At 62.8% G+C, this 22,270-nt stretch carries 27 protein-coding genes; 8 read left to right on the top strand and 19 right to left on the bottom strand.

What is annotated here, in order from left to right; genetic code table 11:
* Position 1: 1 nt before the first annotated feature.
* Entirely contained in the window at positions 2–418 is a 417-nt protein-coding gene (flgC, locus tag CSQ91_RS03895) for a flagellar basal body rod protein FlgC (protein ID WP_034757795.1), read from the bottom strand.
* 8 nt (positions 419–426) lie between these two features.
* Positions 427–789 carry a flagellar basal body rod protein FlgB gene (flgB, locus tag CSQ91_RS03900; protein ID WP_034758109.1) on the bottom strand — a complete coding sequence of 121 codons (363 nt, stop codon included), beginning with the start codon at positions 787–789 and terminating at the stop codon, positions 427–429.
* Between the two features lie 254 nt (positions 790–1,043).
* Between flgB and flgA the strand changes: the two genes are divergently transcribed.
* Positions 1,044–1,691 (top strand): flagellar basal body P-ring formation chaperone FlgA, encoded by a 648-nt coding sequence (flgA, locus tag CSQ91_RS03905; protein ID WP_099387435.1) that lies wholly within the window; start codon positions 1,044–1,046, stop codon positions 1,689–1,691.
* 6 nt (positions 1,692–1,697) lie between these two features.
* Here the strand turns inward: flgA and CSQ91_RS03910 are convergent, their stop codons facing one another.
* From CSQ91_RS03910 to CSQ91_RS03990, 17 genes are all read right to left on the bottom strand, one after another.
* A complete protein-coding gene (locus CSQ91_RS03910) occupies positions 1,698–2,450 on the bottom strand; it encodes a glycoside hydrolase family 73 protein (protein WP_099387436.1) in 753 nt (250 codons plus the stop codon).
* On the bottom strand, positions 2,437–2,877 hold the full coding sequence (gene flgN, locus CSQ91_RS03915) for a flagellar export chaperone FlgN (protein ID WP_099387437.1): 441 nt from the start codon (positions 2,875–2,877) through the stop codon (positions 2,437–2,439). The genes CSQ91_RS03910 and flgN overlap by 14 nt, the downstream gene beginning before the upstream one ends.
* Positions 2,874–3,164, bottom strand: a complete 291-nt coding sequence (flgM, locus tag CSQ91_RS03920; RefSeq protein ID WP_034757812.1) for a flagellar biosynthesis anti-sigma factor FlgM — start codon at positions 3,162–3,164, stop codon at positions 2,874–2,876. Before flgM ends, flgN begins: the two co-directional genes overlap by 4 nt.
* Before the next feature lie 16 nt (positions 3,165–3,180).
* On the bottom strand, positions 3,181–4,185 hold the full coding sequence (locus tag CSQ91_RS03925) for a flagellar motor protein MotB (protein ID WP_034787914.1): 1,005 nt from the start codon (positions 4,183–4,185) through the stop codon (positions 3,181–3,183).
* Complete coding sequence (motA, locus tag CSQ91_RS03930; protein ID WP_034757817.1) at positions 4,169–5,083, bottom strand: flagellar motor stator protein MotA; 915 nt, start codon at positions 5,081–5,083, stop codon at positions 4,169–4,171. Before motA ends, CSQ91_RS03925 begins: the two co-directional genes overlap by 17 nt.
* Before the next feature lie 56 nt (positions 5,084–5,139).
* The gene (locus tag CSQ91_RS03935; protein ID WP_034787845.1) at positions 5,140–5,883 is read right to left on the bottom strand and encodes a FliA/WhiG family RNA polymerase sigma factor; all 744 of its coding nucleotides are present in this window, start codon (positions 5,881–5,883) and stop codon (positions 5,140–5,142) included.
* Positions 5,884–5,916: 33 nt separating this feature from the next.
* Positions 5,917–6,393: a flagellar basal body-associated FliL family protein gene (locus CSQ91_RS03940; protein WP_081345405.1), complete on the bottom strand. Its 477-nt coding sequence runs from the start codon at positions 6,391–6,393 to the stop codon at positions 5,917–5,919.
* Positions 6,393–7,538, bottom strand: coding sequence for a flagellar hook-length control protein FliK (locus tag CSQ91_RS03945; RefSeq protein WP_099387439.1), 1,146 nt, complete (start codon positions 7,536–7,538; stop codon positions 6,393–6,395). Before CSQ91_RS03945 ends, CSQ91_RS03940 begins: the two co-directional genes overlap by 1 nt.
* A complete protein-coding gene (locus tag CSQ91_RS03950) occupies positions 7,535–7,777 on the bottom strand; it encodes a hypothetical protein (protein WP_225317290.1) in 243 nt (80 codons plus the stop codon). The genes CSQ91_RS03945 and CSQ91_RS03950 overlap by 4 nt, the downstream gene beginning before the upstream one ends.
* Positions 7,778–7,844: 67 nt before the next feature.
* A complete protein-coding gene (fliS, locus tag CSQ91_RS03955) occupies positions 7,845–8,234 on the bottom strand; it encodes a flagellar export chaperone FliS (RefSeq protein ID WP_034757830.1) in 390 nt (129 codons plus the stop codon).
* A gap of 50 nt (positions 8,235–8,284) precedes the next feature.
* Complete coding sequence (gene fliD, locus CSQ91_RS03960) at positions 8,285–9,697, bottom strand: flagellar filament capping protein FliD (protein WP_034787851.1); 1,413 nt, start codon at positions 9,695–9,697, stop codon at positions 8,285–8,287.
* 89 nt (positions 9,698–9,786) lie between these two features.
* On the bottom strand, positions 9,787–10,224 hold the full coding sequence (locus CSQ91_RS03965; protein WP_046684908.1) for a flagellar export protein FliJ: 438 nt from the start codon (positions 10,222–10,224) through the stop codon (positions 9,787–9,789).
* An 8-nt stretch (positions 10,225–10,232) separates the two neighbouring features.
* Positions 10,233–11,543, bottom strand: coding sequence for a flagellar protein export ATPase FliI (gene fliI, locus CSQ91_RS03970; RefSeq protein ID WP_034787854.1), 1,311 nt, complete (start codon positions 11,541–11,543; stop codon positions 10,233–10,235).
* On the bottom strand, positions 11,540–12,229 hold the full coding sequence (gene fliH, locus CSQ91_RS03975) for a flagellar assembly protein FliH (protein ID WP_034787861.1): 690 nt from the start codon (positions 12,227–12,229) through the stop codon (positions 11,540–11,542). The genes fliI and fliH overlap by 4 nt, the downstream gene beginning before the upstream one ends.
* Positions 12,226–13,266 (bottom strand): flagellar motor switch protein FliG, encoded by a 1,041-nt coding sequence (locus tag CSQ91_RS03980; protein ID WP_034787864.1) that lies wholly within the window; start codon positions 13,264–13,266, stop codon positions 12,226–12,228. The genes fliH and CSQ91_RS03980 overlap by 4 nt, the downstream gene beginning before the upstream one ends.
* On the bottom strand, positions 13,244–14,974 hold the full coding sequence (fliF, locus tag CSQ91_RS03985; RefSeq protein WP_099387440.1) for a flagellar basal-body MS-ring/collar protein FliF: 1,731 nt from the start codon (positions 14,972–14,974) through the stop codon (positions 13,244–13,246). The genes CSQ91_RS03980 and fliF overlap by 23 nt, the downstream gene beginning before the upstream one ends.
* Before the next feature lie 60 nt (positions 14,975–15,034).
* Positions 15,035–15,373 (bottom strand): flagellar hook-basal body complex protein FliE, encoded by a 339-nt coding sequence (locus tag CSQ91_RS03990; RefSeq protein WP_034787870.1) that lies wholly within the window; start codon positions 15,371–15,373, stop codon positions 15,035–15,037.
* A gap of 623 nt (positions 15,374–15,996) precedes the next feature.
* Between CSQ91_RS03990 and CSQ91_RS04000 the strand changes: the two genes are divergently transcribed.
* The 7 genes from CSQ91_RS04000 to CSQ91_RS04030 are packed head-to-tail and all read left to right on the top strand — an operon-like array spanning position 15,997 to position 22,232.
* Complete coding sequence (locus CSQ91_RS04000) at positions 15,997–16,797, top strand: FliM/FliN family flagellar motor switch protein (RefSeq protein ID WP_034787875.1); 801 nt, start codon at positions 15,997–15,999, stop codon at positions 16,795–16,797.
* Between the two features lies 1 nt (position 16,798).
* Positions 16,799–17,164, top strand: a complete 366-nt coding sequence (locus CSQ91_RS04005; RefSeq protein WP_070253622.1) for a FliM/FliN family flagellar motor switch protein — start codon at positions 16,799–16,801, stop codon at positions 17,162–17,164.
* A complete protein-coding gene (fliP, locus tag CSQ91_RS04010; RefSeq protein ID WP_034787879.1) occupies positions 17,161–17,931 on the top strand; it encodes a flagellar type III secretion system pore protein FliP in 771 nt (256 codons plus the stop codon). The genes CSQ91_RS04005 and fliP overlap by 4 nt, the downstream gene beginning before the upstream one ends.
* Before the next feature lie 3 nt (positions 17,932–17,934).
* Positions 17,935–18,207 (top strand): flagellar biosynthetic protein FliQ, encoded by a 273-nt coding sequence (locus CSQ91_RS04015; protein ID WP_034757874.1) that lies wholly within the window; start codon positions 17,935–17,937, stop codon positions 18,205–18,207.
* An 11-nt stretch (positions 18,208–18,218) separates the two neighbouring features.
* Entirely contained in the window at positions 18,219–19,019 is an 801-nt protein-coding gene (locus CSQ91_RS04020; RefSeq protein WP_070253621.1) for a flagellar biosynthetic protein FliR, read from the top strand.
* Positions 19,009–20,148: a flagellar type III secretion system protein FlhB gene (gene flhB, locus CSQ91_RS04025; protein WP_034787883.1), complete on the top strand. Its 1,140-nt coding sequence runs from the start codon at positions 19,009–19,011 to the stop codon at positions 20,146–20,148. Before CSQ91_RS04020 ends, flhB begins: the two co-directional genes overlap by 11 nt.
* Positions 20,145–22,232, top strand: coding sequence for a flagellar biosynthesis protein FlhA (locus CSQ91_RS04030; protein WP_070253620.1), 2,088 nt, complete (start codon positions 20,145–20,147; stop codon positions 22,230–22,232). The genes flhB and CSQ91_RS04030 overlap by 4 nt, the downstream gene beginning before the upstream one ends.
* The last annotated feature ends 38 nt before the right edge of the window (positions 22,233–22,270 follow it).

Raw genomic sequence — 22,270 nt, forward strand, 5'->3', positions numbered from 1 at the left:
ATTATGCTTCACCTAATTTGAGGAGCGATTGCTGCATCGACTTGATGCGGCCCAGAACTTCGACATTGGTTTCAAACGCGCGCGACGCCGACATCATGTCGGTCATTTCGGCCACCTGATTGACGTTGGGGTAGAACACCATGCCATCGGCATTGGCCATCGGGTGGCCCGGTTCATACACCTTGCGCAGCGGCTCGTCGCTTTGCACCACGTCGAGCACCTGCACTCTTCCACCGGCGCCGCTGGCACCGGGGCCATCCATCACGGCCGCAAATACGGGCTTGCGCGCGCGGTAGGTTTCGCCTTCGGAACCGGCCACGGAGTCGGCATTGGCCAGGTTGCTGGCGATGGTATTGAGGCGCACGGTTTGCGCCGCCATCGCCGAACCGGCGATCTTGGAAATATCCTGGAAGCTCATGCTGATCCTTATTGTCCGGAAATGGCCTTGGACAGACCCTTCAGTTTCATGTTGACGAAAGTCAGGCTGGTCTGGAAGTCGGTGGCATTCTGCGAGAACGCCGCCTGCTCGACGCCGATTTCGACGGTATTGCCGTCGCGGCTGGGGTGATAGGGGACGCGGTACAGGGCGCTGGCATCGTCATCGGTCGACAGCAGGCCGGCTTCGTTGTCCTGCAGCTGCTGCAGGGCGCTGCCGAAATCCATGTCCATGGCCTGGAAGCCGGGCGTGTTTTCATTGGCGATGTTGGCGGCCAGTACGCGTGTACGGTCGGCACGCAGCGCGAGCGCATCGGCGTGCACGCCCAGCGCATCCTTGAAATTAATCCCCATGGTCATCCTTTGTGTTGAATTCGTTCGTGCTTTTTGCGGTTCGGGCTAGAAAATAGGTGGTGCAGAGGTAAAATCCCAGCCTGGTCATGTTGACGCATGGTAAGGTCATGCCGCTTCAGTATCTTTGATTAAGGTTAGCAATGATTTACTTTGAGAACTATTCCGTGATGTGGAACAAGGCGCAATGTCGTCACATACTGCTTCCGGGCCTCTTTTTACTGACCAGCCTATATAGTAGTGCAGGACGCGCAGAATTGCCAGCCGACAATATATTTTCGCGTGTGGAACAATTGGCGCGCGAGCAATTGGCGCAGCAGGCAGCCTCGGCCGGATTGCTGGAACCGCAGTTTCAAGTCACCGTGGTAAAAAGCACGCGCCCCGTGCCGGCGTGCGCGGCGCCCGTTGCGCTGGAAACGGCGGACAGCCGCTCGGCGCAGCGCATGCGCTTTGTCGCAGTGTGTCCTGGGAGCAACGGTTGGCGTTATGAAATTCTGGCGCGCGGCAGCATCACGGCCCAGGTGGCCGTCACCAGCGTCCCCGTCACGGCCAATACGCCGTTGCAGGCGGGCGACGTGACCCTGGCGCGGCGCGACGTGACGATGGTGCCCGACAGTATTGCCTCCTTGCCCGGCGCCGTTGGCCTGTCGAGCCGGCGCAGTTTGCGTGCCGGCGAAGTGTTGCGTCAGGGGCAACTGGCATCGCCCGTGCTGATCAAGCGGGGCAGTGCGGTGAATATCGTGGCGCGCAAGGAGCAGGTGGAAGTGAGCATGGCCGGCGAAGCGATGGATCCGGGCGCGCTGGGCGAGGTGATTCGCGTGCGCAACGCCACCAGCGGCACGGTGATACGTGCCAGGGTGGTCGATGCGGGCGTGGTGGAACCGGCCGAACTTCCCAGCCGTTAAGGAAAATCAGTCTGCGGCGGCCGTGCGCTGCAGACGCGTCGCCAGCTGCGTCAGCTTGGCGGCGTAATTCGGATCGGTGGCATAGCCGCCGCGCGCCAGGCCTTGCGCGAAGGCGCCCGCGTCGGCACCCGTGTTCAGGGCGGCGCGGTAGCGCGGATTGTCGAGCAAGACCTGCGCATAGTCGCGGAAGGCGCTGGCCTGGTCCGGATAGCTGCGGAAACGTTCCGTTTTCTTCAGGGCCGTGCCGCTGCCCGCCTCGTATTCGGTGGTGACATTGCTGGCCACGTCGCCCTGCCATTTGCCGCCGGCCTTGATGCCGAACAGATTATTCGTGTCCGCGCCCGTGCCCTGGCGCAGCGGACGCTGGCCCCAGCCCGATTCCAGTGCCGCGTGGGCGGCGACGATTTCCGGCGCCACGCCCAGGCGCGCGCCCGTTTCTTGCGTCCACGGCTTGATCGAGGCGAGAAATTGCTGCTGTACTTCGCCGATTTCTCCGCCCTGGTTGATGCTGCCCAGCACATTGACGGGCTGGCTCTGTTCCAGGTAGGCGCGGCCTTGCGGGTTCAGGTTGGTGGCATTGCCGCCGCCCTGTTCGATGAAGCGGGCCACTTCGCCCTGTACTTGCCGGAACACGCTGCTGAAGTTGCCGCTGGAACTGGTGGCGTCGGTGGCGCGCATATTGCTCTGCACGGCGGACGTGGCTGCCGTCGACGGCGTTGCCGCAGTGGCGCGGGTGGTCAGGAAATCAGCCTGGCGCATACGTATCTTCCTCGCCATGCAGCACGCGCTGCATGATGCTGTACTGCTCTGTTAATAAATCACTGTTGCGGGCGTTCAGGCGCTTGCATTCAAGCACCATCTGCTCGAGCGCGGCCCAGTCGCGTTCGGCGCTCGTACGCGCGTCTTCTTGTAACAGTGCAAACAATTGCGACATGTTGCCTTGCGGGCCCAGCAGGGCAGTGACGAGGCTGACCCGCTGGCGGCGGCGCGCATCGAGCGGTTCGACGGCGGCGATGACCTGGTCGGCCAGCGCCGTCAGCTGCGCGCTGCGGTGGTGCAGGGTGGCCTGGAATTGCTCTTCCAATAAGGTTTGCAGCGCGCCATAGCCGATGCTGTCGTCTTTCATGCCTTGCAGCACGCGGCGCACGGCTTCCTGGCGCGTGATGCCCTTGCGCGCTGCGGTCACGATTCACCGCCGTGGAAACGCTGGATCAAGCCTGCCAGTTTTGACGGATCGAACGGCAATTCGCCCTTCGCCAGCGCATCGCGCAGCATGGCCACGCGCTCGTGGTCGATCTCGGGCATGGCGCGCAGGGCGGCCATGGCCGGTTGCAGCACGGCCGATTGCAATTCCGCCCCGGCCGACGAGCCGCCCATGGCGCCAGCGGCGCCCGCGTTCTCGGCGATCGCCTCGGCCGGCGCGACGGCGCTGCTGCGCACGGCGGCACCGGTATTGCCGGAGGAGATTTTCATACGTTGTCCCTTGCCCTTAATTTGCATGCTCATCCCGCTCCTTCTTTGCGGGCAGGCCCAGTTTTTCGCGCAGGCGCTGCAAGGTGCCCGCATCCGGTTCACCCACCTGCAGTTCGTCGCCTTGCGGCTTTTGCCCGGCCATGCCGAACATGGCGGCGATGCTGTCTGCCTGGCCACGCGTCAATATTAACAGTTCGATGCGGCGGTTGATGCCGGCGCTGGCGTTTTTCACGTCCAGCGGCGCGCGGTCGGCCATGCCCACCACTTGCAGCACGCTGTCCGGACTCATGCTGCCGATCAGCAATTGCGCTCGCGCCGACATGGCGCGGTTGGCCGACAGGGTCCAGTTCGAATAGCCTTCATAGCCGTTATTGGCGTATTGCAAGGAATCCGTGTGGCCGACGATCAGCATCTGGTTTTCCATTTGCGCAAACACGGGGCCCATCTGGCGCAGCAGCTTGCGGAAACGGTCGGTCGGCACGGCGCTGCCGCGAACGAACATGCCTTGCTTGTCCGTATCGTGCAGCATGACGCGCAAGCCGTACGGCGTGATCACGGATTGCAGGTTGCTCTTGAGTCCCGCTTCGTCGCTGAGCTTGTCGAGCGCGCGCGACAAGGCCATCAAGTCTTCCGGCGACTGGTAGCTGACCTTGGTCTGGTTTTGCGGCGCGGAGCCGGCTTTGCCGTCCTGCATCTGCTTGCCTTCCGTGCGCGTGTCGCCCGAGCCCTTGCGGGGCATGGGGAAGCGCTCGATCAGGCTGCCGCGCGGACCGCCACTCTGTTCCGGCATGACGCCCTGGCCTTCGCCCTGGCGGCTGCTGGCCGACGCATCCATCATGATTTCCTTCATTGCCTGCTGCTCGCGCGCGGCCATCAGCCACAGCACGAGGAACAGCGACAGCAGGGCCAGGCAAAAGTCGGCGAACGCTACTTTCCAGGCGCCGCCATGGCCATCGTCGTCATGCTTGCGGCCAGCACGCTTGATGATGGCCTGTTCATGTTTCTCATGCGGCTTTAGCACGGCGGCCTCCCCGGCCTTGGCCCTGCTCTTGTTCGGCGCCGCCATCTTCCAGCGCATTGATCCAGCTTTCCAGCTGGGCGAAGCTCGGCTTGATGTTCAGCTGCACCAGGCGGCGGCCCGCATCGATCGCCAGCAGGGGCGGCTTGCCCGCCACGTGCGTGACCAGCACGACCTTCACGCATTCCATGGTCGAGCCTTCCTCGCCCACCAATTGCTTCATCATGTTGCACATCGGATCGAGCACGCCGTAGCAAAAGAAGATGCCGATGAAGGTACCGACCATGGCGGCACCCACTTTTTCCGAAATTTCCGCCGCATCGGCGCCGTCGGCCACGGAATTCATGGCCATCACGATGCCCAGAACGGCAGCCAGGATACCGAAACCTGGCATGGCTTCGGCGATCTTGTGCAGGGACTTCGACGGTTGCAGCAATTCGTCGTGGATGGCTTCCAGTTCCTGCTCCAGCACGCCTTCGAGCTCATGCGCATTGATCTTGCCCATCGCCATCAAACGGAAGTTGTCGACGATGAAGGCCAGCAGCTTCGGCTCTTCCAGCACCAGCGGATAGCGCTGGAACAGGGCGCTTTCGCGCGGTGCCTCGACGTGGGCGTCGAGCGCCTTCAGGCCGCCGGCGGCCGTTTGCAGCAGTTCATACATCAGCAGCAGCAACTGGCGCTGGAATTCCGAGCCTTGCTTCTTGTGCGTGACGATCTTGCGCATCTGGTGCAGCATTTCACCGAGTACATGCTTGGGGTTGCCCAGCACCAGGGCGCCAACGGCGGCGCCGATGATGATGATCAACTCGACCGGTTGCCAGATCGCGTGGACGGTGCCGCCCATCAGGGCGAAGCCTCCGAATACACACCCCATCACGATTAAGATACCGATAATTACCATGTCAACTGCCTTTCTGCGTCATTGTGCTGCGTCAATTTGATGGATCTTGCTTACTCTTATGCGTCTTGCAGCATGGCTTTCATCTTGCCCAGCGCCGTCTTGTTGAGCTGGCAGACGCGGGCGTCGCTCAGGTCCAGTACGGCGGCAATTTCTTTATAGCTCAGTTCGAATTCGTAATACATCTGCACCACGCGCTGTTCCCGTTCGTCCAGCGTGCGCAGCGCCTGTTCCAGGCTGCGCCGCACCATCAATTGCTCTTCCGGGCTCGGTGCGCTGTCGGCTTGCCCCAGGCTTTCCTGCAGCACTTCGTCGAAACTGGCGATCAGCTCGGCGTTTTCCGCCAATTGATATTCCTGGAAGGCTTCCGGCGTCAGTTTCAGGGCCGCCATGATTTCCGCTTCCAGCGGCTCGCGCCCCAGGCGCCGGGTCAGGGCGCGCACGCTGTCGCGCAGGCGGTGGCTTTCCTGGCGCACGGCGCGCGGGCGCCAGTCCTGGCGCCGCAGTTCATCGAGGATGGCGCCACGGATGCGCAGGCTGGCATAGCTGCCGAAAGACTGGTCCGGCACGCCGTAGCGGCGCAGGGCTTCCAGCAGGCCCATCAGGCCAATCTGTTCCATGTCGTCGCGGTCGATGGCGCCCGACACCTGCGAATTGAGCTGGCGCACGATGCGTTTCACCAAAGGGGAGTACGCGACCAGATGTTGTTGCTCTTCAGCAACGCTGAGCACGGCCGCGCAAGCGCTGGCGGCCGCATATTCGCCGGCGCCATACGCTTCCTGGTATTGCTCTACATAGGCCAAGGGATCTCCCACTAGGTCGGCTGGCGTGTTGGCTTATTCAATGATCAGCTTGCCGACCATGACTTCGGTGAAGGGTTTTTCCATCTGCTCGCGTTCATAGCTGACATTGAAGGCCTTGTTGATCTGTTCGGCATACTGCTCCACTGTCATGGTCTGTGCCTTTTCCATCGGAAAGCTCGACAGGGTGCTGACGGCGATCGAGCGCATCAACGGCAAGTGGTCCTTGGTCAGCTTTTCCTTTTCCTCGGTAGTGGCGATCACCAGGTCGGCCGACAGGTAATGCGTTTCACCGTCGCCGGGGCCGCGGCGCAGCATCACGATGACCTTGTCCAGGGTGATGAACTTGCGTGCCTTCTTGCCCGTGGCGGGCGGTGGCGGGGCTTTCGCTTCGGTGGCATCGGCATGGCCGGCAACGGGCTTGGCCAGGTACCACATGGCGCCGCCAGCCGCGCCGGCGGCCAGCACTGCCACGGCGACAAAGCCGCCGATCAGTTTCATTTTCATATTCATCAGGCGCTCTCTCGCTCGTGCATGGCGTAAGTGGTACTGGCAGTGCTGCCGTCGGACAGGGCGCGGCCCGGCTCGGCATCATCCTGCTGGCGGCCCGGTTGACGCTGGCCGCGCGCATCGCCTTCGGCAAACGCCTGGGCGGCCGGGCTGCGCGGGGTGGCGCTGATATTCACGGCTACCTCGGTGTACTGGCGCTGCGCCAGGTCGCTGCGCATGTTTTCGCCGATGCCTTGCAGCTGGCGTAACACTTCCGAGTTCGACGCCGTGACGTTTACCTGCAGCGCGCCGGCCGTGTGGCGGATGGAAATTTCAATGCGTCCCAGCATGGGCGGGTCGAGGCGGATCGTCGCGTGTTCGCTGTTGCGGCCGATCTGCGTCTGCAGGCGTTCGCCCAGCGCTTCGCGCAGCGGTTCCTGCCATTGCTGTGCAGGGCCGTTGAGTTTGATGGTATCGCCGGCCGGGGCCGCCGTAGCCGTATTGCCGATGGCGCCCGTCAAGCCCAGGTTGGGCGCGGCTGGCGCGGGCGTCGCGGCGCTGCGTTCGCCATCGCGCGCGGCAGGGGCGGCGACGGCGCTTGCCGGAGCGGCTTGCTGCAGCAGCGATTCGAACGGCTGTGCGGGCGCGCTGCCCTTGGCGGCGCTCGCCGGGATGGCTGCTGCCAGCGGTTCGCGCGTATCGCGGCCTGCCGGCAGCGCCGTTCCCTGTGCGGTGAGGGTGATTGCCGCCGGATGCAGGCTGATGTTGAGTGCCGGGTTGGCTTGCGCCACATTCGCCTGGGCTGGTGTCTGTGCCTGCGCGGCGGCGCGCGCCTCGGCTGCGGCCGCGTCCGTTGGCGGCAGCATCGTCACCGGCAGGCCGATGACGGGCGCTGCCATGGCAGGCAAGCCGCTGTCGACCTGGCTGTCGCTGTCGCCATCCTTGACGGGGGCGGGCGCGGGCGTGCCGGCATCGGCCGACTCCCCGCCTGTCACATCGAGCACCTGCGCAAACAGGGGCAGGGCGGAGGGCGCGGCGCCGTTGCTGCCATAGCCTGGCGTGCCAGGCAAGGTGGCCGTCTGTGCCGGCGCTGGCGCCGACGCTGGTGTCGGTGCCGCATTGGCCGCCGCTGCCGGAGCGGCCGGCGCCTTGTTGAAGTTCATGATCATGCTTGATTCCCGTCCGAGTCGTATTCGCCGAGCGCGGCGTAGGCGACCCAACCTTCCTTATTTGCCTGTAATGCACCCAGGTGTTGACCCAGGCGTTCTTTTTCCGCAGAGCAAATTTTAACCGCTTGCGCGTGAATTTTGCGCAATTGCAACAATTCTGTTTGTTCCAGCGCATTCCATGCGCCACGTTCGGCCAGCAGCGGAATGTTTTTCGCCAGGCTGGCCGAGAGTTTTTCCATCGCCTCCCAGTCCGCCTGGGCGACAGCCGCGCTCAAATGCCGGCTCAGCTGCTGCAGCGCAGCGCGCCTAGGCATTATTCGCCTGGACGCCCACCCAGCCACGCTTGATGGTGGTCATCAAGGTAGTCACTTCATCGATCAGCGTCGGGTCGAGCTTGATGCCGGCCGTGTACAGGCGCGCCACGCAATAGTCGTACAGGCGCGCCAGGTTGACCACCACTTCGCCGCCATTGTCGAAATCGAGCGAGCTCGACAGACCGTTGATGATCTGCGTGCATTTATCCAGGCTGATGGCCTTTTGCTCGTAGCGCTTGCCCACGATGTGCCCGCGCGCGCGCGCCAGTTCTTCCAGCAGGCCGTCCGTCAGCACCAGTACCAGTTCGACCGGTGTGGCGCGGGCGGTCTGGGAATCCAGGTTGACGGCATGGTAGCTGCCGTAAGCTTCATTGTTCAACATTATTCTCTTCTCGCTATGTTAACTGTGGCGGCGCGGCAGGCACGTCCGCCTTAGGATTTATCGTTACTAAACATGGCATCGAACATGTCCGAATTCCGGGTCATTTGCTCCTGCAATACCTGCAGTCGGGAATATTGGTCCAGGAAACGGGTGTAGGCAGTGTTGTACTGGTTGGTCAGGCGCTCGGCGCTCTTGGCCAGGCTTTTCTGCAACTTGTCCGTCGCTGCCATGCGCTGGGTGATCTGGCCTTTGGTGACATTGCTCCACTGTCCCAGCACCTTGTCCAGGCCGCCGAGCACGCCGGCCGGGGCCGACAGGCTGTTATTGCCGAACAGTTTGTCCAGGCCGCCAGGATTGTCCGCCAGCTTGGCCGTCAGCTTGGCCGTATTCAGGCTGATCGTGCCGTCGCGCTGGGCCGTAATGCCATACGCTACCAGCGATACGCCATCGACGTTCAGGCGCAGGGCATCGCCCATGCTGGTGCGCAGGGCGTTCAGGCCGGAGTCGTGGGCAAAGATGCCGGCAGCGATATTTTTTTCCGGATTGCCGGGGCTTGCCAGGCCATCCATCACGCTTTTCAGCTTGTTGTAGGCATCGACGAAAGCTTGCACATTGGCAATGGTGCCGGCGCTGTCGGTGCCGACGGTCACGGTAACGGGGCTCTCGCCTGCCGTCATGGCCTTGGTGAACGTCATTTTCACGTCAGGCACGTTGGTGAAGGTATTCGATGCCTGGGTGATCTTGGTGCCGGAACCTTGCGCACCCAGCCAGACGATGGCGTCCTTCGGTGCCGCGATGGCTTTTATGTCGCTCTGCAGCGCTGACTTCAGGCCCGCATCCGTCACGCTGTTGGTATCGATCGAGACGGCATTGGCCACGCCGGTGAGATTCGACGTCAGCACCAGTTGCGCCTGGTTGCCGATATTGATGACGGAAGCAGTGACACGCGCATTATTCTTGCTGTTGCCATTGATGGCGGCGGCGATTTCCTGCGGCGTCAGGTAGGCGTCGCCATCCTTGTTGGCGGCGGCCAGGTCGATGTCGAAAGCGTTGTCGGCGGTGACGGCAGCCAGCGGATCGCCGAGGCGGATGGTCATGTTGCCGCCGTTGGCTGGCGTGGTGCTGCTCAAGCCGCCATACGAGGTCTGGCTGGCCGTGGCCAGTTGTTCGACAAAGAACGCGTAGCTGCCAGGCGCGGCCTTGATGCCGGCCGTGCCCGTGCCATACGCGGTATTGCTGAAGGTGGCGGACTGGCTCAGCACTGATTTGCTGGACGTCATGGTCGTCATCGCCAGCTGGAATGCCGAGATGGCCGATTTCAGGTTGCCCAGCGCGCTGCTGGTGTTGTTGGCCAGCGTGGTCTGATTCGCCAGGGCTGCTTTTTGCGCCGCCACCGATTTGGTAGCCAATTGTTCTGCTGTGACGATCGGATCGTATCGTGGTGCGGTAATTACGTTTGCCATGCCAGACTCCTGAATAAAGGGATATACCGGTACAAGGCGACCCCCATTCCCGTTTCGTGAAGTTTTCCTGAAAGAAACTTACACAAACCTCATTTTACCTGCCCGCGGAACCAGAATTGCGTCGCCAGCTCGTCTTGCCGCTTGGCATCAACTCGGTGTTGCTCATTTGCAACATGCTTTTGCTTTTGCGTCAGCACCTGGTCCAGCACTTCGCGCTTGGCCCAGGCCGTATTCAGCGCGCGTTGCGAAACGGCCATGTTGGCTTCGTGCAGGTGCAGGTCGGTACGGTGCTGGTCGGCCATCTGCATCACGGCTTGCTTGAAGTTGCCGCAGTTGACGGACAGGGCCAGGGGCAGGGCGCCGCTGGGGCCGCTATCCGTGTACAGGCCCGTCAGGCGCTCCAGGTTTTTCTGGTAGCGCTCGCGCACGGCCGTCTGCGCCGCCATTTCGCCTTGCAGGCGTTCCACTTCGGTGCTGCGCAGGCCGACCAGGGTGGTCAGGTTGCGGATGGTATGCGCGTCGCTCACGTATGCTCCTAGGCCATGATCTGTTCAAGTTGTTCGATGCACGGTCCCATCGGCGCCTCTTCCTTGGTGCCCTGGCACAGGAAGGCTTCGATGGGCGCGTGCAGCTGGACGGCGCGGTCGGTGATCGGGTCGGCGCCGGGCACGTAGGCGCCCAGCGGGATCAGGTCGCGCACACGCGCATGGCGCGCCATCGACGCTTTCAGCGCGCGCGACGCCTGCATGTGGCTGGGCGTGATCACCTGCGCCATGCAGCGGCTGATCGAGGCGGCGATGTCGATGGCGGGGTAGTGGCCCCGCTCGGCCAGTTCGCGCGTGAGCACGATGTGGCCGTCGAGAATCGCGCGCGCCGTGTCGACCACGGGATCCTGCTGGTCGTCGCCTTCGGCCAGCACCGTGTAGATGGCGCTCATGCTGCCTTCCGGGTGGGCGCCGTTGCCGGCGCTTTCCACCAGTTGCGGCAAGTTCGAGAAGACGGACGGCGGGTAGCCGCGCGTGGCCGGCGGCTCGCCCAGGGCCAGCGCCACTTCGCGCAAGGCCATGGCATAGCGCGTCAGCGAATCGACCAGCAGCAGCACGTGCTTGCCCTGGTCGCGGTAATGGGCGGCGATCGAATGGCACAACTCGGTGGCCATGATGCGCATCAGGGGCGACTCATCGGCCGGTGCGATCACCAGCACGGCCTTTTTCAAGCCTTCGGCGCCGAGCGACTTTTCCACGAATTCGCGCACTTCGCGGCCCCGTTCGCCGATCAGGCCGACGACGACGACATCGGCCACCGTCTGGCGCGTGATCAGGCCCAGCAGCACGCTCTTGCCCACGCCGGAACCGGCCATCAGGCCCACGCGCTGGCCCTTGCCCAGGGTCAGCATGCTGTTGATCGCCCGCACGCCCACGTCCAGCGGTTCTACCACCGGTTGTTTCTTCAGGGGATTGATCTTCGGTGGCGTGACTTCCAGGATGTGTTCGCCACCGAGGCGGCCCAGGTCATCGATCGGCTCGCCGAGGCCATTTACCATGCGGCCCAGCCACGACGGACCGATCTGCAGGCTGGCCTTGTCGGGCAACGGGAGAACTCTGGCGCCCGTGGTCAGTCCTGTCGCCTTCTTGAACGGCATCAGGTAAGACAGTTTTTCGCGAAAACCGACGACTTGCGCATCGAGCCACTCGCCGCTCACAGTTTCAATTTGACAACGCTGGCCCGTGTGCAGGCGGCAGCCGGCGCTTTCCAGCAGCAGGCCGGACGCGCCGACCAGGCGGCCGGTTGGTGTCGCGACCGGAATATCGCCGATCTCGAAGCTGCGCAGCGTGTCGGCGATCATGCAGGCGCGCCCTGGTCCGCGTGTTCGGCGGCCAGCGCCAGGTGGCTGCTGACCTGTTCCATGCAGGCGGACAGGCGCTGATGGCAGCCCGCGTCGACTTCATTGTCGCCCGCCTTGATGCGGCATTCGCCCGCGTCGAGGCGCGCGTCGGCGATCAGGTTCCAGCGCTTGGCGCGCTTCGGATCGAGTTCGCTGATGCGTTTCAATTCTTCCGGATTGAGGAAGACGTCGATTTCTTCGCGCGTGGGCGGCATCGAGGCCAGGGTCTCGTCGACCAGGGCCAGCAATTGCACCGGCTGCAGCGCCAGTTCCGCGCGGATCACCTGGCGCGCCACCTTGGCCACCAGGTCGACCACTTCCTTGCGCTGCGCTTCGCGGTAATCGGCGCGCACTTTTTTCAGGTCGCGCAAGATGGCGTCGACAGGGCGGGCCAGGCGGTCCAGGGCCACCAGGGTTTCATTGCGGCCTTCTTCGCGGCCCTGCGCCATGCCATCGTTGCGTCCGGTGTCGTAGCCGTCTTGCTGGCCTTGCACCAGGCCCACTTCGTAGCCGTCGCGCTGGCCCTGCTCGAAGCCTTCCGAGACGGACGCCTGCCACTGGCCATCCGTGTCCTCGTTGGAGGCGCGCTGGCCGGCGGCGATGAATTGCGACAGGGGCGGGAAACGATACGAGCGGAAGTGTTTCATTCGATCACCGCTTCGGCAAACAGTTGCACTTCGATCTCGCCCGCATCGGCGAGGCCCTTGACGGTGGCCATGATTTCCTGGCGCGTCTGTTCGATGCGCGACAGCGGCACGGGGCCGGAACGGCGCATCATGTCTTCGAAGCTCTGCGCCTGGCGGCGTGGCATGGTTTTCAGCACGGCGTCGCGGATCGACGGTTCCGCGCCCTTGAGGGCGATGGCCCACTGTTCCATCGGCACGTCTTCCAGGATGCGCGTGAGCGTGACATCGCTCTGCGTGGCCAGGATCAGGAAGTCGTACATGCTCAGTTCGATTTCCGACACCACTTCCGGGTCGTGCGCGCGCAGCAGTTCGACCAGCGCGGCGCGGTTGCCCGGCATGCGGTTGAGAATCTCGGCCGCCTGGCGGATGCCTTCCACGCTGGTGCTTTGCGTGTCGAGCGTGCCCAGGCAGCGGCCCACCAGTTCGTCGAGCTCGACCAGCAGGTCGCGGTCGATCTCGTCCAGGCGTGCCAGGTTCAGCAAGACCAGGTCGCGGCCTTCGACGGGCAGGGCGTCGAGGATCTGGCCGGCCAGCGCGGGCGGCAGGAAGGCCAGGAACACGGCTTGCATCTGCACGTGCTCGTTGACGATGTATTCGGCCAGCCATTTCGGCGAAGCCCACTGCAGGCGCGCCATCTTGGGGCGGATCGCGTCGCCGTAAATATTGTTCAGCACGCTATTTGCGATATCGCTGCCCAGCGCCATGTCCAGCGAGCGCTTCAGGTAGCTGCGCGAGGCGCCGTGCACGCCGCTTTGCTGGCGGTAGTCGTCGAAGAAGGTCTGCATGGCCGTTTTCACGGATTCGACCTTGATGCCGCTCATGCGCGACATCACTTGCGTGACTTCCAGCAATTCTTCACGCGACAGGCAGCGCAGCACATTGGCGGCCTGTTCTTCGCCGATGCTCAGCAGCACGATGGCCGCCTGTTCCACGGGGTTCAGGCTGACGCTTTCGTATTCTGCGCCGTCGGAGGGATTATTGTTGTTGAGTTCGGCCATTTTTCTGCATCCATTGTTTGACGACTTCGGCGACACGCTCGGGTTCTTTTTCAGCCAGCACTTTCAAGTGGTCGACCATCACGTCGACCGCCGAGCCAGGTGGCGGCAAGTCATAGTTTTCCAGCAGCGGCACGACCGGCATGTTGCCGGCGGCGGCCTCGCCTTCGAGCGCCAGCGGGCTGCCATTCACGCCCAGGGCAGGCGCGCCGGCTGCGGCCACGCCATTCGCGCCGGTGGCGCTGGCGCCGCCCAGTGCCAGGGCGGGATCGAGCTGTTTCAGTGGCGGCGGCGCCAGGCGCGTGGTCAGCAGGCGCAGCAGCGGACGCAGGATCAGGAAGTAGCCGAGGATGGCGCCCAGGGCGTACAGCAGCCAGCTGCTGAAATCGACGACGGTATCGCGCTCTTCCCACCACTGCGCCACGGGCGGCTTGGCCGGGAAGGCCAGCGCCGTCAGGCTCAGGCTGTCGCCGCGCTGGGCGTTGATGCCCAGGCCGCTGCTCAGCATTTTTTCAATATTGCCCAGTTCGGCAGGGGTCCAGCCCGTTTTCGGATTCGGTGCGGCGGCGCTGTTGAGGACGACGGCGACGCTGAGTTTTTCCAGGCGGCCACGGCTGCGCTTGATCTGCGTGATGCTGCGGTCGTAGGCGTACTGGCGCGTGGTGGCGTTCTTGCGGGCCGTGCCATCGTCGGATGGCTTCGGCGCGCCATCGGCGGGGGCGGCGCCGGCGGCGTCGGCCGGTGCCGGCACGGCGGCCGCTGGTGGACGGTTCGACAGGCTGCCGGGAATGCCGGCCACGGTGCGGTTGCGTTCCTGCTCTTCGCGCATCGCTTCGCTCGTCACTTTCGGGGCTTCGCCGTATTTTTCCAGCGTTTCGTCCACGCGGTCGTTGTTCACGGCGGCCGTCACGCTGAGCTTGAAGTTGTCTTCGCCGATGACCGGGCCCAGCAAGCCCGTGACGTTGCGGCGGATTTCATCCTGGAAGCGTTTCGCGCCTTCGTTGCCGGCGGCCGAGGCATCGAAGCCATCCGTCAGGTCGATGTGCGAGGACAGCAGGTTGCCGCTCTGGTCGACCAGGCTCACGCGCGTGGGCGCCAGGCTGGCGACGCTGCCGGCCACCATGTTGATGACGGCGGCGATCTGTTCCTGCGCCAGGGTGCGGCCCGGTTTCAGCGCCACCACGACGGAAGCGGACGATTTGTCGCCGTCGCTGGCGACAAACGAAGTCGATTTGGCAATCGACAGATGGACGCGCGCCGAAGCGATCGCGTCCATCGTCATGATGCTTTGCGCCAGTTCGCCTTCCAGGCCGCGGCGGAAGCGCACGTCCTGCACGAATTGGGAGACGCCCAGCGGGTCGTTCTTGTCCATCAGTTCCAGGCCGGCCGGCAGCTGCGCCGTCACGCCTTTCGAGGCGAGCAGCATGCGCACCTTGCCCAGCATCGCGTCGGGCACCAGCACCTGGCCGCTGTCCGGATGCAGGCGGTAGGGGATGTGTTCCGCGTCCAGGGTGGCCATCATGTCCGTCACGGCCACTTTTTCGCGCGCGCCAAACACCGGCTTGTAGTTGGCCTGGTCGCGCCAGGCATACATGGTCACCATGGCGGTGATGCCGATGGCCAGCACGACGATGGGAACCAGGTTTTTCAGCAGGGCGGGCGGAATGGCGGGCTGGGCGCCAAGGCGCCAGCGCGCAAATGCGGACTTCATGGGGGTAATCACTTGGGGTAACTTTCGCTGGGAGGCTGGGCGTGGATCAGGACGTGAAGATTACAGAGGCAGTTTGATGAGTTCGTCGACGGCGCCCATGACCTTGTTGCGCACTTGCATCAACATGGAGAAGGACAGGCTCGCTTCCTGGCTGGCCAGCATGGCGCCGACCATGTCGTCGCTCTTGCCGCTGTCGACGTCGCTCATTTTTTGCGCGGCCATGCGGTCATCGCCGTTGACCTTGCCGATGGCGTCTTTCATGCTTTGCGCAAAGGAGAAGCCGGATTGTTCCGGCGCGCCGAACTGGGCGGCAGGCGCGATGCTGGCGCCCAGGGCGCGCGCGTCATTGCTCAGTGCTGCCAGATCGGCCTTGATCAGACCTGCGAGTTCGTTGCTCATCTTGCCCTCTACTTTCAATATGCGGTGACGTATCAATCAGAAATTACTGGTGTTGCCATTCCGGCAGGCACTACATCCAATGCCATTTTGCCCGGCCCGATTTCAGGGCCCATCAGTTTTATCAGTTGCCACACCATCCGCTCAAGCAGACTCAAACAAACCCAGCAAACCCACGCCAACATGATTTACATGGCCATGATAACTAATATTTATCTGATAAAAGTTTCTGCTGGTGGCAATAAGAAGGACTGGAAACTGCCATAAAAACCGGAATCAGGTAAGCGGAATGGCGCACTGCAAATCACTATTTTGTCGCTATAAGCTTACCTCGGGGCAACTATAAAGTAAAGAGAGGATTGCCTCAAGGAATATTGATACATGGCAATATTTAGCATTTTCATGTATTGTTCAGCACCGTAGTCATCTAGCATGCGATACGATGCGCAATCGTTTGCTTGCGGATCGGTTTGCAAGGTCAAGATGATGCTGTATTTAATTTCGGGTGATCCGTATAATTTGTTCTGCCACCGCAATACGACATGACCCTCATGATAACCACTAAGACAGATCAAACTGTGCGCCATCAAGTCCTCGATTCTTGTCTGCTTGGACGTCCTGTCCATTTGCTGCATGTATTCGGCGCCCAGCTGCGCGACGACCTGGCCGTGGCCCTGCGCCAGCCGATGAGCCGTCGCTACTGGGGCAATTTCCAGATCGATGGCGTGAGCTTGTCGCGCGTGGAAAACGAGGACAGCGTGAACCGCTGGCTGAGTTTTTCCACGGCGGCCAGCCAGACGGGCTTTGCCCTTGAACGGCAGATACTCTTGAGCGTGCTGAACTATCGCTATGGTAGTGCCGGCGCCAAGGGTGCGCTGCCCGATCCGGCGCAGGTGCGCGTGACGGCCACGGAGGAGCGCCTCGCTGTGGTGCTGGGACAACAGTTGGTGAACAGCTTGTTTTCCCGCGTCCACAAGAACCTGCAAACCCTGGGCAAGAGCAGCGACATCGACACCAGTGCCGAGGTCGCCGTGCAGTCTGGCGTGCATCCGGCGCGCGGCAGCTGGATCGTCACCGTGGCGCTCAGCGACGTCGAGGCGGGGCAGAGCGGCCAGTTCTGGTTCTCGCTGGACAAGCGCCTGATGGCCGACGTGCTGCGCGGCTTGCTGCCCGAGCGCGCGCAAGCGAAGAAAGCCTTGCGTGGCAGCGTGCGCCCGCTCGCTTCGCGCCTGCAAGTGACGCTGGAAGGCCGGCTCGTCAGCAAACAGGTGCAACTGGGTGCCTTGTTCGACCTGCGCGTGGGCGACGTGATTCCCGTCAGCCTGAGCCGTACCGACGTCATGCTCGACGACTCCCGTTTATTTACAGCTGCTGTTTCCGAACACAAGGGCAAGCTCTGTTTAACCTCATTTGAAGATGTCGAATAATATGAATCTGAACGATACCAACCAGAGCGAAACCCTGCTGGAAGACCTGGGCGATGACATGATCATCGACCAGGGCGACGTGTCCGACGTGGCCAGCGGCCGCGCGCGGCGCGACATTCCGCAGATGATGCGCAAGATTCCCGTGACCCTGACCCTGGAAGTGGGCTCGGCCCGCATCTCGCTCGAAGAGCTGATGGCCATCGGCCCTGAAAGCGTGATCGAACTCGACATGCTGGCCGGCGAACCGCTGGTGATCAAGGTCAACGGCACGCCGATCGGCCGTGCCGAAGTGGTGGTGGCCGGCGAGAACTATGGCCTGAAAGTCATCGACCTCGATGGCCTCAATCTCGACCTGATGACAGCATGAAGCTGGCGGTACCCGGTTTGAGCCGGCGCCGCGGCGCGCTGGCTGCCGCGCTGGCTGTTCCCGTTCTTATGCTGTGCTGCGCCGCCGCCGGGGCGCAGGATTTATTGTCCGGCGTGGTGCCGGGCGCGAAGACCGACCTGTCGGTCAAGATGCAGATCCTGGTCGTCATGACCCTGCTCGGGCTGCTGCCCGTGATGGTCATGATGATGACCAGCTTTACCCGCTTCGTCATCGTGCTGTCCCTGCTGCGCCAGGCCTTGGGCCTGCAGCAGGGCTTGCCCAACCGCATCGTCACCGGCATCGCCCTGATTCTCACCCTGCTGGTCATGCGCCCCATCGGCGACCAGGTGTGGAAGGAAGCGTTCGTGCCGTACGACCGCGACCAGATCGGCATGCAGGAAGCCCTGAAGATCGCCGAAGTGCCGATTTCGCGCTTCATGCTGGCGCAGACGAGCAAGGCCGCGCTGGCGCAGATCGCGCACCTGGCCGGCGAGCCGTCGAGCATGCGCCCGCAAGACCACAGCTTCACGGTCAAGTTGGCCGCGTTTGTGTTGTCCGAACTCAAGACGGCGTTCCAGATCGGCTGCATGCTGTTCATCCCGTTCCTCATCATCGATCTGGTGGTGGCGTCCGTGCTGATGGCGATGGGCATGATGATGCTGTCGCCGCTGGTGATTTCGCTGCCGTTCAAGCTGCTGCTGTTCGTCCTGGTCGATGGCTGGACCCTGACCGTCAACACCTTAGTTACCAGCATACAGGGCTATTGATCCATGTTTACCCCTGAAGTCGCCGTCGACCTGATCATCGAAGCGTTGCATGTCGTCATGCTGCTGGTGGTGATCCTGGTCGTGCCGGGTTTGCTCATGGGCTTGCTGGTCGCGCTGGTGCAGGCGGCCACCTCGATCAATGAACAGACCATGAGTTTCCTGCCGCGCCTGCTGGTCACCTTGCTGGCCCTGATCCTGGCCGGACGCTGGATGGCCGGTTACCTGATGGATTATTGCGTGTCCATTTTTCAGCGCGCCGCCACCCTGGTCGGATAGCGCCGCGCGCCATGGATCAGATTTTCAATCAGGTGCTGCCGTTTCTGCTGGCCGTGTGGTGGCCGTTCTGCCGCATCCTGGCCATGCTCAGCGCCTCGCCCGTGATCGGCGACGCCATGGTGCCCGTCCCCGTGCGGGTGCTGCTGTCGCTGGTGCTGGCGATCCTGATGCTGCCCGTGATGCAGGCGTCGGGCGTGTCGCAGGACTTGCTGAAGATCGATCCGTTTTCCCTGCACGCCCTCGTCGCCACCCTGGAGCAGGCCATCATCGGCTTCGTCCTCGGTCTGGCCTTCCATTTCGCCATGTCCGTCATGTCGGTGCTCGGCTACCTGGTGTCGAGCCAGGTGGGCTTTTCCATGGCCGTGATGAACGATCCGCTTAACGGCACTTCGTCGGACGTGATCACGGGTTTGCTCACCATCATGTGCATGATCGTGTTTTTCGCCATCGACGGCCACCTGGTGCTGACGGGCGTGATCGGCGCCAGTTTCACGGCCTGGCCCGTGGGGCAGGGCTACGGGCCGCTGCTGCTGCAGACGGTGGCGTATAACGTGGCGTGGATCTTCGCTGCCGCCATGCTGCTGGCCTTGCCCATCGTCTTTTCCACCATGGTGGTGCAGCTGGGCTTTGGCTTCCTGAACCGGGTGGCGCCGTCGCTGAACCTGTTTTCGCTGGGGTTTTCCATGATCACCATGTTCGGCCTGCTGATGCTGATACAGATCGTGCGCTTTATTCCTGAGCACTACATCGCCATGACCAACCGCGTGCTCGACATGATCCAGGAACAGATGCGGGTGGCCCATGGCGGATAGCAGCACGGGCGACAAGACAGAAAAGGCGTCAGCGCAGAAGCTGAAGAAATCGCGCCAGGAAGGGCAGGTGGTGCGTTCGCGCGACCTGTCGACGGCGCTGGGCATCCTGATCAGCATGAAGGTCTTCATTTATCTGCTGCCGGGTTATCTGCTGAGCTTTCGCGAGCTGTTCGCCATGGCCTTCATGCCGCTCGACAGCAAGGGCGCGCTGGAAAATGCCATGTCGATGGCGTTTACGACATCGGTGGGCTTGCTGATCAAGATGATCGTGCCGCTGTTTTGCGTGCCCCTGTTTGTTGTGCTTGGCTCCTTGATTCCTGGCGGCTGGGTCATCAGCACGAAGAACTGGATGCCGAAGATGGAACGCCTGAGCCCCGCCAAGAACCTGGGCCGTCTGTTTGCGCCCAAGCATGCTTTTGAATTCGGCTTGTCCATCGCCAAGGCCGTCGTGCTGGGCATGGTGCTGGTGCATGTGAGCCGCTCCAGCCTGACGCAGTACGTGGACTTGCAGCACCGGCCCTTGCAGCAGGCCATGCTCGATGGCTCGGCGCTGATGCTCGACGGCTTGATGGCGCTCATTTCCGTCTTCGTGCTGTTTGCCATCATCGACGTGCCGGCGCAGGCGTTTTTCTTTGCCCGCAACCAGCGCATGAGCAAGCAGGATGTCAAGGAAGAACATAAAAGCAGCGAAGGCCGCCCCGAAGTGCGCCAGCGCATCCGCCAGTTGCAGCAGCAGATCGGCCGGCGCAGCGTGCGCAAGACCGTGCCCGACGCCGACGTGGTGATCGTCAATCCCGAGCACTACGCCGTCGCCTTGAAGTATGACCAGGACCGCGCCGAGGCGCCGTTTGTCGTGGCCAAGGGCGTCGACGAGATGGCGCTGTATATCCGGCAAGTGGCGAAGGAGCACCATATTGAAACGCTGGAGTTGCCGCCGCTGGCGCGCGCCATCTACAACACCAGCCAGGTGCAGCAGCAGATTCCCGTGCAGCTGTACCAGGCCGTGTCGCAGGTGCTGAACTACATCCTGCAATTGAAAGCATTCCGGTCCGGGCAGCGTGCTGCCCAGCCCGTATTACCCACCGAGATGGCCGTGCCATCTCATCTGAGCGAGGTCGTACCGCCATGAATTTCCTGAACCGAGTGGTTGCTGAAATGCGCCGCCACAAGTTCGCCACGCCGCTGTTCCTGCTGGTGATCCTGGCAATGATCATCTTGCCGCTGCCGCCGGTGCTGCTCGATATCTTGTTCACTTTCAATATCGTGCTGGCACTGATCGTCATCCTCGTCAGCGTGTCGGCCAAGCGGCCGCTCGATTTCTCCGTCTTCCCGACGGTGATCCTGGCCACCACCATGCTCAGGCTGACCCTCAACGTGGCGTCGACGCGCGTGGTGCTGCTGCACGGCCATACGGGCGCGGATGCGGCCGGTAAGGTGATCGAGGCATTTGGTAACGTCGTGATCGGCGGTAACTTCGTCGTCGGTATCGTGGTCTTCGTGATCTTGATGATCATCAACTTCGCCGTCGTCACCAAGGGTGCCGAGCGTATCTCCGAAGTGTCCGCGCGCTTTACCCTCGATGCCTTGCCGGGCAAGCAGATGGCCATCGACGCCGACCTGAACGCCGGCTTGATCAACCAGGAAAAAGCCCAGATCCGTCGCAAGGACGTGGCCGCCGAAGCGGATTTCTATGGCGCCATGGATGGCGCGTCGAAGTTCGTGCGCGGCGATGCCGTCGCCAGTATCCTGATTCTGATCATCAACATGGTGGGCGGCGTGGCGATCGGCTCGCTGATGCACGACCTGTCGTTTGGTGATGCCTTCCGTCAATACGCACTCTTGACCATCGGTGATGGCCTGGTGGCGCAGATTCCCGCGCTGCTGCTGTCGGCCGCGGCCGCCATCCTGGTGACCCGCATCAGCGATTCGGGCGACTTCGAACAGCAAGTGGCGGGCCAGGTGCTGACGTCGCCAACGGTGATCTACAGCGCGGCCGGCATGATGGTGGCGCTGGCCCTGATTCCGGGCATGCCATGGTTCATGTTCATGACCTTTGCCGGCGTGCTGGCTTTTGTTGCCTGGCGCCTGACCAAGCGCGTGAAAGGACCCGACGCGGCCGGCATGGCCGCCATCGAGGCAGCCTTGCGCGACGAGCGTCCGGCCGAACTGGAGTGGCAGCAACTGCCTGCCGTGCAGCCCTTGATGGTGATGCTCGGCTACAAGCTGGTTGGCATGGTGGATAAAACGCAAGGCGAACCGCTGAACAAGCGCGTCAAGGGCGTGCGCCAGAGCCTGTCCGAGGCGATGGGCTTGCTGCTGCCGAATATCGGCGTGCGCGACGACCTGGCCCTGAAGCCGTCGCAATACGCCATCGTGCTGTCGGGCACCGTGGTGGCGCAGGCGGAAGTGCAGGCCGACCGCCTGATGGCGATCCCGTCGCCGAATGTGTATGGCCAGCTGGACGGCATTCCCGGCATCGAGCCGGCCTACGGCATGCCCGTCACGTGGATCGAACCGGGTGAGAAGGCGCATGCGCTGGGCCTCGGCTACCAGGTCATCGAGGCGCCCAGCGTGATCGCCACGCACTTGTCGAAGATGGTGCGCGAATACCTGCCTGAACTGTTCCGCCACGAAGACGTCTCGAACATGATGGAGCGCCTGACGGCCCTGTCGCCGAAACTGGCTGGCGCGCTGGACAAGGCGCTGACGCACACGCAGCTGCTGCGCGTGTTCCGCGTCTTGCTGGCGGAAAATGTGTCGCTGAAAGATATCGTGCCCATCGCCACCACCTTGCTCGACAGCTCGGAAACGACCAAGGACCCGATCTTGCTGGCGGCCGAAGTGCGCTGCGCGCTGCGGCGCCAGATCGTCAGCGGGCTGTTTGGCCAGAAGATGGAAATGCAGGCGTTTAACCTGGGCGGCGAGCTGGAAAACATGCTGCTTGGCTCCCTGAACCAGGCGCGCCAGTCGGGCAAGGTGACCCTGGATAACTATCCGATCGACCCGCATCTGCTGTCGCAGCTGCAAGTGAACATGCCGGTGGCGCGCGAACAGATGAAGCAGCAGGCCACGCCGCCGCTGCTGCTGGTGCTGCCGCAGATCCGTCCGCTGCTGGCCCGCTATGCGCGCCTGTTCGCGCCTGGCCTGCATGTGCTGTCATACAACGAAATCCCGGAAAACCGCGAAGTGAGCATCATCGGCACGGTGGGGTAATTGTAGGAACGATAAAAAACGGCGCTTCGGGCGCCGTT

The sequence above is a fragment of the Janthinobacterium sp. BJB301 genome (assembly GCF_002735685.1).
GTDB classification, from domain to species: Bacteria; Pseudomonadota; Gammaproteobacteria; order Burkholderiales; family Burkholderiaceae_D; genus Janthinobacterium; species Janthinobacterium lividum.

Bases quoted from the DNA above. Each gene is read 5' to 3' on its own strand.
- CSQ91_RS04015 (WP_034757874.1), top strand. From the start codon at position 17,935: ATGTTTACCCCTGAAGTCGCCGTCGACCTGATCATCGAAGCGTTGCAT.
- flgB (WP_034758109.1), bottom strand. From the start codon at position 789: ATGGGGATTAATTTCAAGGATGCGCTGGGCGTGCACGCCGATGCGCTC.
- fliD (WP_034787851.1), bottom strand. From the start codon at position 9,697: ATGGCAAACGTAATTACCGCACCACGATACGATCCGATCGTCACAGCA.
- motA (WP_034757817.1), bottom strand. From the start codon at position 5,083: ATGGTAATTATCGGTATCTTAATCGTGATGGGGTGTGTATTCGGAGGC.
- fliH (WP_034787861.1), bottom strand. From the start codon at position 12,229: ATGAAACACTTCCGCTCGTATCGTTTCCCGCCCCTGTCGCAATTCATC.
- CSQ91_RS04020 (WP_070253621.1), top strand. From the start codon at position 18,219: ATGGATCAGATTTTCAATCAGGTGCTGCCGTTTCTGCTGGCCGTGTGG.
- CSQ91_RS04030 (WP_070253620.1), top strand. From the start codon at position 20,145: ATGAATTTCCTGAACCGAGTGGTTGCTGAAATGCGCCGCCACAAGTTC.
- flgM (WP_034757812.1), bottom strand. From the start codon at position 3,164: ATGAAAATCTCCTCCGGCAATACCGGTGCCGCCGTGCGCAGCAGCGCC.
- CSQ91_RS03980 (WP_034787864.1), bottom strand. From the start codon at position 13,266: ATGGCCGAACTCAACAACAATAATCCCTCCGACGGCGCAGAATACGAA.
- CSQ91_RS03990 (WP_034787870.1), bottom strand. From the start codon at position 15,373: ATGAGCAACGAACTCGCAGGTCTGATCAAGGCCGATCTGGCAGCACTG.
- fliP (WP_034787879.1), top strand. From the start codon at position 17,161: ATGAAGCTGGCGGTACCCGGTTTGAGCCGGCGCCGCGGCGCGCTGGCT.
- flgC (WP_034757795.1), bottom strand. From the start codon at position 418: ATGAGCTTCCAGGATATTTCCAAGATCGCCGGTTCGGCGATGGCGGCG.
- CSQ91_RS03950 (WP_225317290.1), bottom strand. From the start codon at position 7,777: ATGGAAAAACTCTCGGCCAGCCTGGCGAAAAACATTCCGCTGCTGGCC.
- fliI (WP_034787854.1), bottom strand. From the start codon at position 11,543: ATGATCGCCGACACGCTGCGCAGCTTCGAGATCGGCGATATTCCGGTC.
- CSQ91_RS04005 (WP_070253622.1), top strand. From the start codon at position 16,799: ATGAATCTGAACGATACCAACCAGAGCGAAACCCTGCTGGAAGACCTG.
- CSQ91_RS03940 (WP_081345405.1), bottom strand. From the start codon at position 6,393: ATGAATATGAAAATGAAACTGATCGGCGGCTTTGTCGCCGTGGCAGTG.
- fliF (WP_099387440.1), bottom strand. From the start codon at position 14,974: ATGAAGTCCGCATTTGCGCGCTGGCGCCTTGGCGCCCAGCCCGCCATT.
- flhB (WP_034787883.1), top strand. From the start codon at position 19,009: ATGGCGGATAGCAGCACGGGCGACAAGACAGAAAAGGCGTCAGCGCAG.
- CSQ91_RS03945 (WP_099387439.1), bottom strand. From the start codon at position 7,538: ATGATCATGAACTTCAACAAGGCGCCGGCCGCTCCGGCAGCGGCGGCC.
- CSQ91_RS03910 (WP_099387436.1), bottom strand. From the start codon at position 2,450: ATGCGCCAGGCTGATTTCCTGACCACCCGCGCCACTGCGGCAACGCCG.
- fliS (WP_034757830.1), bottom strand. From the start codon at position 8,234: ATGTTGAACAATGAAGCTTACGGCAGCTACCATGCCGTCAACCTGGAT.